This is a genomic window from Paraburkholderia tropica (assembly GCF_900109265.1).
GTDB lineage: Bacteria > Pseudomonadota > Gammaproteobacteria > Burkholderiales > Burkholderiaceae > Paraburkholderia > Paraburkholderia tropica.
This window is the reverse complement of sequence record NZ_FNZM01000019.1, coordinates 105,460-117,256: the sequence shown is the minus strand read 5'-3', so window position 1 is coordinate 117,256 and position 11,797 is coordinate 105,460. Positions and strand designations below refer to the sequence as shown.

Here is an 11,797-nt window from a genome sequence, read left to right as displayed (position 1 = left end):
TGGACGAAAGACGTGTGAACGCCGGCGTGACCGGCGCAGCGAACGAAGTCGTGACGCGCGACGGGCAGCCCGATGCGCGGGCCGATTCAAAGCACCAGGCGAAAGACCAGACGAAAGACCAGACGAAAGACCAGACGAAAGACCAGACGAAAGAAGCGCGGCGCGAAGCCGCACGCGGCGCCGTGCTGCGCCATCATGGTGTGCCGTATTACAGCCAGTGGGGCAGTCCGGAGTGGGTGGCGCGCATCGTCGAGGACGACGCCGATCCCTGCGACGATCCGGCATGGCGCGCGAGCGGTTTCGCGCAGCCGGGCGACTACCGCTTCTGGGCGAAGCGCCTGTGCGGCCTGACCTGTTTCGAATCGGCGCTGGATTACTGGGGCATCGCCCACGCGCCACGCGCGGCGATGCTCGACGAGGCGCTGCGCCACGGCTGTTATCGCCTGCGCGAAGACGGCGGCGTGGACGGCCTGATCTACCGTCCGTTCGCCGAGTGGGCCGAGTCGGCCTACGGCGTGCGCGTCGAGGTTATGACTGACGAAGGCATCGAGGCGAGCGCCGCGCGGCTCGGACCGGACACGCTCGCGATCGTCTCCGTGAGCCCCGAGATCCGCTATCCCGAGCGCGACAACGCCCAGCAGGGCGGCCATCTGATTCTCGTGCACGGCCGCGACGACGACGGCGTCTGGTTCCACAATCCCTCGGGCGTCGCGCCGTATCAGGCCGACGCCTGGCTGCCGTACTCGACCGTCACGCGCTTTCACGCGCGGCGCGGCATGGCGCTCACGCGCGCGGCGTGAGCGCGCCGCGTGCAGCACTGACACCCAAACGCACGCGGCGGCACATCGCGCCGCGCGCGCGGGCGAACCCATCGAACCGGCGCATCAAGCCGGCTGCAATCCCTCCAGCAATTGACGCACGCGCGACAGATCGCGATTGAGCGCGCCCGCGTCCTCGAACAGCTCGGCGAGCCAGTCGACGAACACGCGCACGCGCGACGAAAGCTGACGCGACTTCACGAACGCCACCGACACCGGCGTAGGCAGCGGCTTCCACTGCGGCAGCACCTCCACGAGCGTGCCGTTGTCGAGATACGGCTGGGCCGCGAGCAGCGGCGGCTGGATCAGCCCATAGCCCTGCAACCCGCAGGTCAGGTAGGCGAATTCGTCGGAAACATGCACGAAGCCGTCCACCTTCACCTTGGTCGGGCTGCCGTCGACCTCGAAGTCGAACTCGTACGGACGCCCCGTCAGCGGCGACAGAAAATTCACGACGGGATGCTGCGCGAGATCGTCGAGCGTGGCGGGCGCGCCGCGCCGTTCGAGATACGCGGGACTCGCGCAGGTGACGTGTTCCAGCAGGCCGAGACGGCGCGCGGCGAGACCCGAATCGGGCATTTCGCCGAGCTGGATACTGCAATCCACGCCTTCGCCGACGAGGTCCACGTTGCGCAGACTCACGCCGATCACGAGGTCGATCTGCGGATAGCGCGCGTGGAATTCATTGAGCGCGGGCAGCACGATCGCGTTGGCGATCAGCCCCGGCATTTCCACGCGCAGGCGTCCGCCGATGGCGCCGGGCGTCTGGCGCACGCTCGCTTCGGCCTCGTCGATGTCGGCGAGAATCTGCGAGGCGCGTTCGTAGTAGGCCGCGCCTTCGGGCGTCAGCGAAAGGCGGCGCGTGGTGCGGACGAGCAGTTGCGTGCCGAGCAGCGCTTCGAGGCTCTGCATCAGCGTGGTGGCGCTGGCGCGCGGCATATCGAGCGATTGCGCGGCTTTGGTGAAGCTGTTGGTATCGACGATGCGGACGAACGTGCGCATCGCCTGGATGCGGTCGATCACGGGCGAGCTCCTGATGGGTCGGGTACGGCTTGAGCGAATTCCGCGGGGCTGCTGCAAATAGGTGAGCGGCGCGCCCTGGTCGCCACAGTCGTGCGGCCAAAGGCGTCGCGAAGCCGGCGTCTCGCGGATCAGACGCGCGGCGGTTGCAGGACGATTCCGGTTTGTCGGCGTAAAACTGCGCCGGCTCGAATGCGGTGCCGCAGGTGCGGCCAGGTGCTGCGTGAGGCGCGAAAGCCTCGATGCGGAAGGGCTGGCGGGCCGTCCGAACGGACGGCCCGGCGGGGCAAGGCGTAACGTCTATGCGCGCTTACTTGCGCAGCGAATCGAGGTCGATCACGAAGCGGTACTTCACGTCGCTCTTGAGCATGCGCTCGTAGGCGTCGTTGATGTCCTGCATGTTGATCATTTCGATATCGGACGTAATGCCGTGCTGACCGCAGAAGTCCAGCATTTCCTGGGTTTCAGCGATGCCGCCGATCAGCGAGCCCGCAAGACGGCGGCGCTTGAAGATCAGGTTGAACACTTGCGGCGACGGGTGATCGTGCTCGGGCGCGCCCACCAGCGTGAGCGTGCCGTCGCGCTTGAGCAGTTCGATGAACGGATTCAGGTCGTGCTGCGCGGCGACCGTGTTCACGATCAGGTCGAAGCTGTTCAGATGCGCCTTCATCTGCTCCGGGTCCTTCGAGATCACGACTTCGTCGGCGCCGAGGCGCTTGCCGTCTTCGATCTTCGAGGGCGAGGTGGTGAACAGCACCACGTGCGCGCCCATCGCATGGGCGAGCTTCACGCCCATGTGGCCGAGGCCGCCGAGACCGACGATGCCGACCTTCTTGCCAGGACCGGCGCCCCACGTGCGCAGCGGCGAATAGGTGGTGATGCCCGCGCACAGCAGCGGCGCGGCGGCGGCGGCGTCGAGGTTCTCCGGCACGCGCAGCACGAAGGCTTCGTCGACCACGAGTTGCGTCGAGTAGCCGCCGTAGGTGACTTCGCCGCTCACGCGGTCGTTGCCGTTATAGGTGCCGACAAAGCCGTTTTCGCAATACTGTTCGAGGCCTTCGCCGCAGCTCGCGCAGGTGCGGCACGAGTCGACGAGACAGCCTACGCCCACGAGCTGGCCTGCCTTGAACTTCGTGACGCCCGTGCCCACTTCGGCGACGCGGCCCACGATTTCGTGGCCCGGCACCACCGGGAACATCGTGTTGCGCCATTCGTTGCGCGCCTGGTGCAGATCGGAGTGGCACACGCCGCAGTACAGTACGTCGATGCGCACGTCGAGTTCGCGCAGGTCGCGGCGCTGGAATTCGAACGGGGCGAGCGGCGAACCGGCGTCCTGTGCGGCGTATCCGTAGGTCTGGTACATAGTGAGGTGACTCCTGAGACTGAGTGGCTAGGCAGGCGCAAACGCCAAAGCGCAACGCTCATGGCGTCACGCTCGGGGGTGTTGCGGCAGGGTTCCCATCGTAAGGATCGCGCCCCACCCAGGGAATACCTGAATCTATCGAAGACTTGCCTGATTCTCCTGGCGATCCACGCGCGTGCGCATTCGGTGATAGATTGGCAAGCCTGATTCTCTTTCCGTCCCGATGAATTTTGGGGCGCAACTGCCATGAAAACAGCACAAATCGAGCCCGTCGCGCCGGACGGCGCGGCGACCGCGCCGGTCGTGCCGGTCATTTCGACGCCGCTGGTCTCGCGCGCGAGCGCCGCGCCCGTGGTGCACGCCGACGACGCCACGCAGCGCCGCGTGGTCGAGCTGATGATGCAGCTCACGCAGCGCGACGGCGCGCATCAGACGCCGCTCGACGGCGTGCGCCTGTTTCGCGGCAGCCAGAGCCATCCGCGCCAGCCGGTCATGTACGAGCCGAGCATTTTCATCGTTTGCCAGGGCCGCAAGCGCGGCTTTCTCGGCGATCAGGTGTTCATCTACGACGCGCAGCAATATCTCGTGCTCTCGGTGCCGCTGCCGTTCGAATGCGAGACCGAAGCCTCGCCCGAGAAGCCGATTCTCGCGATCTCGGTGCGCGTCGATCTGACGATGGTCGCCGAGCTGCTGATGGCGCTCAACGACACGCGCGGCAGCGCCGTCTCCGAGCCGGCGGGCATCTATGCCACGCCGCTCGACGCACCGCTGTCGAACGCCGTGCTGCGTCTGCTCGAAGCGCTCGCGCAGCCCGCGGACGCGCGCATTCTCGGGCCGTCGATCGTGCGCGAGATCTGCTATCGCGTGCTCACGGGCGAGCAGGGCGACGCGATTCGCGCGGCGCTCACGCATCAGCAGCATTTCGGCCGCATCGCCAAGGCGCTGCGCCGCATTCACACCGACTATCGCGGCGACCTCGACGTGGTGACGCTCGCCGCCGAGGCGGGCATGAGCCTCGCGGTGTTTCATGCGCACTTCAAGGCGGTGACGTCCACCTCGCCGATGCAATACGTGAAGACCACGCGCCTGCATCACGCGCGTCTCCTGATTACGCACGACGGCATGAACGTGAGCGCGGCAGCCGTGCGCGTGGGCTATGAAAGCGCCTCGCAGTTCAGCCGCGAATTCAAGCGCCTGTTCGGCTGCACGCCCGCCGACGAAATGCGCCGCGCGCGCGTGGCCGCCGAAGCGGTCGCGCCGCGCGTGGAAGTGGTGCAACGGTACGTGTCGGCGCTTTGATGCCGGAAATTGATTCGGATATCGAATGATCTGAAACTGCCGCACAAAAACTTAGCGTAATTAACCTGACGTAACGAACCCCAAGGTCGATATGAACGCCGTCTCGAAGCCGCGCCTGCTCGTGCTGATCCCGCTCACCGACACCGACCGCGCCACGCTCGCCGCGCACTTCGAGGTGCTGTACGCGCCCGATGCGCCGCAGCGCGAACACACGCTCGCGCGCGAGGGCGCCACGGTGCGCGCGGTGCTCACGAACGGCACCACGGGACTGACGGCGGACGAGATCGACGCGATGCCCCAGCTCGAATTCGCGGCGGCGCTGGGCGCGGGTTACGAGAACCTCGCACTCGATCACGCGCGCGCTCGCGGCATCGCGTTGAGCAATGGCGCGGGCGTGAACGCCGATTGCGTCGCCGACCACGCGATCGCGCTGCTGCTCGCCGCGTTGCGCGCGATTCCGCAATTCGACGCCGCCTGCCGCGCAGGCGTCTGGCGCGACGCGCTGCCGATGCGGCCCACGCTCACGGGGCGCAAGCTCGGCATCCTCGGCTATGGGCATATCGGCGCGAAGATCGCGAAGCGTGCCGCGGGTTTCGACATGCCGGTCGGTTATCACAGCCGCTCGCCGCGCGACGGCGTGAGCGCGCGCTATTTCGATTCGACGCTGGCGCTCGCGCAATGGAGCGACTGCCTCGTGGTCGCGACGCCGGGCGGCGCGTCGACCGAACATCTGGTCGATCGCGCGGTGCTCGACGCGCTGGGGCCGCAAGGTTTTCTCGTCAACGTGTCGCGCGGCAGCGTGGTCGATACGACCGCGCTCGCCGCGGCATTGCGCGAAGGCCGTCTCGCGGGCGCGGGCCTCGACGTCTACGAAGGCGAGCCCGAGCCGCCGCAGGCGCTGATCGCGCTCGACAACATCGTGCTCACGCCGCACACGGCCGGCACGTCGCCCGACGTGCGCGCGGCCACCGTGCGCAATTTCATCGATAACGCCACGCGCCATTTCGCGGGCGAGGCGCTCGTGACGCCGCTCTGATCCCGCCTTCGCCTTTGCCTTCGCCTTCGCTGGGTTGAACCGCGTCGCCGATGCGCGGCATCGTGCGCCTGTGCATGTGCACCGCATAAAGTCGCGTGCGCGCTGCGCCGGGCGTTCCGGTGCTTGACTGAGCGCATGGCCGTCCGCCCCATCGGGCGACATACTCCGACTTGTTTTTTCGCCTTTTCCGTCATACTGGCTCGGCATCGCGTCGCCCTTGCGCGTCGCGAGTCGAAGCGGGCGCAGACGATCCCGGGCAACGCGCGTTTCACGATCTTCCGTCTATGCGGGCCGTTGCAGCCGTGGTTCGACCGTAGCCGGACGCTGCCCGATGCGCTTGCGGCGGGCTGAACGCCACGAGCCGCGCGGGACACCGCAGCGGCATGACGCAGGTAGCGACACGAAGGACAAGAAGGACACGAAGCGCCGCGCAACGGCCGCGGCGCACGACTCTGGGGGACGACAGATGAAACGCAGCACGTTATTCGAGGCGCGGCGGCGCTCGGCGGCGCTCGGCCCGACCTTGGTGATGACCCTGGCGATGACGCTCGCGGCCGCGCAGGCTTCGATGCCGGCATACGCGCAAAGCCCGCCGAGCAACACCGCCGACGACGCCAACAAGAGCAACAACCCGCTGAACCTCGCCGCATCGCTCAATGTGCAGAACATGTTCGCGCCGTCGCTCTACGGCTCGAGCGCCGTGACGAACGATCTGCTGCTGCGCGGCACGCTGCCGATCGGGCCGAATGGCCTCGTGCCGGTGCCGCAGATCCTCCGGCTGACCGCGCCGGTCAGCACGCGGCCCGATCCGTCCGGCGGCTACAACACCGGTCTCGGCGATATCAACCTGTTCGACATCTTTCTCGTCAGCCAGGGCGCGACGCAGATCGGCATCGGTCCGCTCGTCACCGCGCCCACGGCCACCGATCCCACGCTCGGCACCGGCAAGTGGCAGGCGGGGCTCGCGGCGGTGGTCGTGAACGCGTCGCGCGCGCGGCTCGTCGGTGCGCTGGTGCAGTGGCAACATTCGTTCGCTGGGCAAAGCGGACGGCCCACGGTGCAGTCGCTCACGGCGCAGCCCTTCGGCATCTTCAATCTGCCGGGCGGCTGGTACATCCGCTCGACCGGCATCTGGACGTTCGATCTTCAGCACGGCGCCTGGTACATTCCCGTGGGCCTCGGCGGCGGCAAGGCGTGGAAGGCGGGCGGCACGATCTACAACGTGTTCGTCGAACCGCAATATTCCGTCGCGCATTCGGGGGCGGGCGTGCCGAAATGGCAGATCTTCGCCGGTCTGAACATGACCTTCGGAAAGTAGGCGAGCGCGGCGCACGGCGCCCCGCGCGATGTGGCGCGCAACGCCGGAATTTGCGTCATGCTCCGCCAAACTCGCGGCGGAAAACGCCATCGGCGGTGCGCTCGCGCCACGTGCTATGTACGGCAGGCCACGGCCGGCCGGCGATGCATGCCTTATGATTCAGCCTGGAGCGGTAACTTTCTTCGCTCGCCGCTTTGCGCGCCGCGCGGAGGGCCGACTTCCCGGCAGGGATCCAACAGGCAGAAGGGCGCATGCAAACTTTGATCGAGGCGTTGCGGAAATCAGCCGTCCTCGTGGTGAACCGCTTCTACGAGGAGCTGGCGCGCTTGCCCAAGTCCCGGCGCATCCTCGAAATGCTGTCGGCGGAAGAACTCGCGCACCTCAAGGACCGGCAGATCCAGAATCTGCTCGCACTCGCCGATCCCGGCCTGAGCTCGAAGGAGCACGCCGCGATGGCGATGCGCATCGGCCGCATTCATGCCGTCGTCGGGCTCGACAAGGAAGAGCTCGTGCGCAGCCGCGGCATTCTCCAGGAACTGCTCTACAAGCTGATTGGCCGCGATGTGGGCGGCCAGGCGCTGTCGCTCTACGCGCGCCGCCTCACCAGCGACACGGCCTGGCAGCTCAAGGCCTATCAGGCCGTCGAGGATTCGCAGCAGGACGTGCTTCAGCGCATCACGCGCATCGTCTGGGAGGCGGGCAGCTATACGCATTTCATCGATCAGCTCGTGAGTGTGCTCGGCGGCCACGACGAGGTGACCGCCTGCACGATCGGGCGGCCCGACGAAGCGGGCATCTTCCATTTCGAAGCGGGCGCGGGCGGCAGCGGCGAAGGCGGCCTGGTGGCCGTGCTGACCGCGCACGGCCACGAGATCAGCGTGCGCGCCGATCATCCGGACGGGCAGGGCGCGGTGGGGCGCGCCTGGCGCAGCGGCCACGCCGAGCGCGTGGTCAACTATCAGACCGATCCGCTCGTCGAGCGCTGGCGCGACGTGGCCGCGCGCGAGGGCCTGCGCTCGTCGGTGGCGATTCCGATCGCCGCGCCGGGGCATGCGCCGATCGCCATCGTCATGCTGTTCAGCGCGTATCCGGGCGGTTTCGTCGGACCGGACCAGGTCGCTTTCATCGAATTGCTGCAGACGCTGCTCAGCTGCGTCGCCTCGCGGTTGCAGACCCACGACGGCCTGCATGGCGGCGCGGTGCCCGTCAGCGTGCGCCAGCATTGGGCCGCGCTCGTGCGCACCGGCGCGCTGGAGATGCATTACCAGCCGCTCCTCACGCTCGCCAACGGCCAGGTGAGCAAGGTCGAGGCGCTCGCGCGCCTGCGCGACGGCGAGCGTCTGCTCACGCCCGACGAGTTCCTCTTCGCGCTGTCGTCCGACGATTTGCTCGCACTGTTCGCGCGCGGTCTCGGCCAGGCGCTCGACGACCGCGCGCGCTGGCTCGCGGCCGGTCACGATCTGGAGATTTCGGTCAATCTGCCGCCCGCCGCGCTCAACGATCTGCGTTATTTCGACGCGGCGCGCGAGGCGCTGGAAACGCACGCGTGCCCGAGCCGGCGGCTCACGCTCGAAGTTCTGGAGAACGAATCGATTTCGCTGAGCCACGGACAGCGCGCGATTCTCGGCAAGTTTCGCGCGCTCGGCGTGCTGCTCGCGCAGGACGATCTGGGCTCGGGCCATAGCGGCCTCGCGCGGTTGCGCGAATTGCCGTTCGACTGGATCAAGATCGACCGCGAAATCGCGCATATCGCCGGCGATGCGGCGCTCGACGCGCTGCGCGTGGTGTATCAGATCACGCGCCTCGGCCATTCGCTCGGCAAGCTCGTGCTGGCCGAAGGCGTCGATTCCGCCGATCTGCTCAAGGCGCTCGCGCTGCTCGGCGTGGATGGCGCGCAAGGCTACGAGATCGCGCGGCCGATGCCCGCCGACGAACTGCTCGGCTGGATCGGCGGCGCGGCGCGCGTGTCCGTCGCGCCGGTCGGCGAAAGCGTGCTCACGCGACTCGCGCGCTTCGTGGTGTGGGAGGAGCGCGCGTTCATTCTCGCCACGCTGCCCGAGGCGGCGCGCGGCCTGCTCGATTCGGACGACGCCGCCGCGCGCACGGCGCTCGCCGATGCGCTCATCAGCTTCGGCGACATCTTGCCGGCAGGCGCGGAGCGCGACGCCTTGCAGCGCGACATGCTGCACGCGGTCGTGAAGGGCGGGCGGCACAGCGAGGCGTGGCAGGCGGCGCTCGCGCGCCTCATGCGCGCGATTTCGGCGGCGCCGCTGGCGGCGTGACGGCCGTCACCATCGCGCGCTTATTCCGGCAGCGCGATGGCCACGTCGGCGGGCGCGGACGACGATTGCCGACGCTGCAGCACCGCGATGCACACGAGCGACACCGCCGCGAGCGCGCTGTAGAACAGCGCGAGCGGCCACCATTGGCCAGGATAGGCGTGCGCGAGCACGGTGCCGACGAGCGGCGTGAGTCCGCCCGCGAGCGCCGCGCAGCACTGGTAGGAAATCGAAATGGCCGAGTAGCGCGTGCGCACCGGAAACGCGTTCGTCATGAAGCCCGCCATCACCGCATACGAACTCGACATGCACATCACGGCAATCGCAATGCCGATCACGATCGCCACCGGCTTGCCCGTGGCAACCAGCACGAACATCGGATAAGGCGAGAGCATCGCCAGCGCGGCGGCGCGCGTGAGAAAACGCCCCGCGCCCACGCGCTGCGCGAACCACGCCGACGCCAGTTGCGTGAAGAACTGGATGAACGCGACCACGAACAGGCAATCGAGAATCAGCGTGCGGTCGAGGCCGAGCGTCTGCGTCGTGTAATTGAGCATGAAGGTGTTGACGAACCACGCGCCCGCCACGCCGATCACGTTCGCGCCGAGACACAGCAGCACGCCGCGCCAGCTGTCGCGAAGCACTTCGACGATCGGCATGGCCGCGGTGCGCGCCTGCTGCTTCAGCGCTTCGAATTCCGGCGATTCGCTTACGCCCGAGCGGATCAGCAAACCCACCACGAGCAACACCGCGCTCGCGAGAAACGGCAGACGCCAGCCCCACGCGAACAGCGCCGCGTGATCGAGATGCGCGACGCTGCGAAACGCGAGCAGCGCGAGAATGAGACCGGCGGGACTGCCGAGCTGCGCGAACGACGCGAGAAATGTGCGCTTGTCCTTCGGCGCATGCTCGCCCGCCATCAGCACCGCGCCGCCCCATTCGCCGCCGATCGCGATGCCTTGCGCGATGCGCAGCGCGACGAGCAAGGCCGGCGCGAGTGCGCCCGCGCTTTCGTAAGTCGGCAGAAAACCGATGCCCACGGTGCCGACGCCCATGATCGCGAGCGTGGCGACGAGCGCCTTCTTGCGGCCGATGCGGTCGCCCAGATGTCCGAACACGAGCCCGCCGAAGGGCCGCGCGAAAAAGCCCACGGCGAAGGTGCCGAACGAGGCGAGCGTGCTGTAGAACGGATCGTGTGCGGGAAAGAACAGCTTGCCGAAGATCAGCGCGGCGGCGGTGGCGTAAATATAAAAGTCGTACCACTCGATGGTGGTGCCGACGAAGGCGGCTAGCGAAGCGCGCGCGGGTTGGCGCGCGGGAAGGCTCGTCATGTCTCTCTCCAGTTCCATTAGTCGGGTTGCGCCGGCTTGGGCCGGTCTTGATCCGTATCGGTTGCGCTTTTACGCCTGTTTTACGACTGTTTTACGCCTGTTTTACGCGTGTTTTGTGCGCGTGATGCGATGGTTACGAGCCCTTCACCACGCCCGCCTCGAACAGCTTGCGCTGCGTGTCGACGTCGATGCCGAGCGCGTCGAGCACCGCGCGCGTGTCGCCGCCGAGCGCGGGCGGCGGACTGCGATAGGTCGCGGGCGTGCGCGAGAGCTTCACGGGCGCGCCGGTGCCGCGGTAGCCCGGCATCTCCACCAGCATCTGCCGATGCAGCGTATGCGGATGCGCCGCCACCGCATCGACGGTCTGCACCGGCCCGCACGGCACGCCCGCCTGAATCAGATCGCGCGCGAGCGGCGCGCAATCGTGCTGCGCGAGCCGCGCTTCGAGCGCCGCTTTCAACTCGGGACGATGCGCGCAGCGGCTGCGGTTGTCGGCGAAACGCGGATCGTCGGCGAGATCGGGCACGCCCAGATGCGCGCACAGTTTCGCGAACTGACGGTCGTTGCCGACGGCGAGAAAGATCGGCGCACCGGCAGTGGCGTAGCTGTCGTAAGGCGCGATGTTCGGATGCGCGTTGCCGCTGCGTTGCGGCGTGCGTCCGTTGCCGAACCAGTTCGGCAGATGCGGATGCAGCAGCGACACGCCGCAGTCGTACAGCGCGATATCGACCGATTGCCCGTGGCTGCTTTTTTCGCGTTCCGCGAGCGCGAGCAGAATGCCCGCAAGCGCGTTCAGGCCCGTTACCATGTCGACGATCGGCAGGCCGATGCGCAGCGCCGGGCCGTCGCTTTCGCCGTTCACACTCATGAGTCCGGCCATCGCCTGGATCACGGCGTCGTAGCCGGGCAGGCCGCCGAGCGGACCGTCGGGGCCGAAACCGGAGATCGCGCAATGAATCAGGCGCGGAAAGCGCGGCTGAAGATCGCGCGCGTAATCCATGCCCCAGCGCGCGAGCGTGCCGGGCTTGAAATTTTCGACCAGCACGTCCGCGCCTTCGAGCAGTTGCCAGAGAATCGCACGCCCTTCCTCGCGCGACAGATCGACGGCGATGCCTTGCTTGTTGCGATTCACGCCCACGTAGTACGACGCCGTGTCGCCGACGAACGGCGGCCCCCAGCCGCGCGTTTCATCGCCATCGGGCGGTTCGAGTTTGATGACGTCGGCGCCGTGATCGGCCAGCGCCTGGGTGCAGTACGGGCCGCCCAGCACGCGGCTCAGATCGATCACGCGCAAACCGTGCAGCGCGCCTTTCACGTTGAGAGTCGTCATGAC

Annotated in this window: 9 protein-coding genes; 5 read left to right on the top strand and 4 right to left on the bottom strand. The window is 67.6% G+C overall.

Going from position 1 to position 11,797, the window contains the following annotated elements:
- The first annotated feature begins 185 nt into the window (after positions 1–185).
- Positions 186–800 carry a C39 family peptidase gene (locus tag BMY06_RS28800; protein WP_074986722.1) on the top strand — a complete coding sequence of 205 codons (615 nt, stop codon included), beginning with the start codon at positions 186–188 and terminating at the stop codon, positions 798–800.
- Positions 801–884: 84 nt separating this feature from the next.
- Here the strand turns inward: BMY06_RS28800 and BMY06_RS28795 are convergent, their stop codons facing one another.
- Positions 885–1,841, bottom strand: coding sequence for a LysR family transcriptional regulator (locus tag BMY06_RS28795; RefSeq protein ID WP_080180686.1), 957 nt, complete (start codon positions 1,839–1,841; stop codon positions 885–887).
- Between the two features lie 307 nt (positions 1,842–2,148).
- Positions 2,149–3,201 carry an NAD(P)-dependent alcohol dehydrogenase gene (locus tag BMY06_RS28790; protein ID WP_065059463.1) on the bottom strand — a complete coding sequence of 351 codons (1,053 nt, stop codon included), beginning with the start codon at positions 3,199–3,201 and terminating at the stop codon, positions 2,149–2,151.
- A gap of 396 nt (positions 3,202–3,597) precedes the next feature.
- On the opposite strand from BMY06_RS28790, the gene BMY06_RS28785 reads away from it, so the two are divergent.
- The 4 genes from BMY06_RS28785 to BMY06_RS28770 all read left to right on the top strand — a co-directional run bounded on the left by BMY06_RS28785 (position 3,598) and on the right by BMY06_RS28770 (position 9,136).
- Positions 3,598–4,500, top strand: a complete 903-nt coding sequence (locus tag BMY06_RS28785; protein ID WP_234775109.1) for an AraC family transcriptional regulator — start codon at positions 3,598–3,600, stop codon at positions 4,498–4,500.
- A 91-nt stretch (positions 4,501–4,591) separates the two neighbouring features.
- Positions 4,592–5,536, top strand: a complete 945-nt coding sequence (locus tag BMY06_RS28780) for a 2-hydroxyacid dehydrogenase (RefSeq protein WP_074986681.1) — start codon at positions 4,592–4,594, stop codon at positions 5,534–5,536.
- Positions 5,537–6,002: 466 nt separating this feature from the next.
- Entirely contained in the window at positions 6,003–6,854 is an 852-nt protein-coding gene (locus BMY06_RS28775; protein WP_244144443.1) for a hypothetical protein, read from the top strand.
- Between the two features lie 251 nt (positions 6,855–7,105).
- Complete coding sequence (locus tag BMY06_RS28770) at positions 7,106–9,136, top strand: EAL domain-containing protein (protein ID WP_074986680.1); 2,031 nt, start codon at positions 7,106–7,108, stop codon at positions 9,134–9,136.
- Positions 9,137–9,156: 20 nt separating this feature from the next.
- Here BMY06_RS28770 and BMY06_RS28765 read toward each other — a convergent pair whose 3' ends face one another.
- Together BMY06_RS28765 and BMY06_RS28760 are read right to left on the bottom strand one after the other, a co-directional pair.
- Complete coding sequence (locus tag BMY06_RS28765) at positions 9,157–10,464, bottom strand: MFS transporter (RefSeq protein WP_065059613.1); 1,308 nt, start codon at positions 10,462–10,464, stop codon at positions 9,157–9,159.
- A gap of 133 nt (positions 10,465–10,597) precedes the next feature.
- Positions 10,598–11,794, bottom strand: coding sequence for a CaiB/BaiF CoA transferase family protein (locus tag BMY06_RS28760; protein WP_074986679.1), 1,197 nt, complete (start codon positions 11,792–11,794; stop codon positions 10,598–10,600).
- Positions 11,795–11,797: the final 3 nt, after the last annotated feature.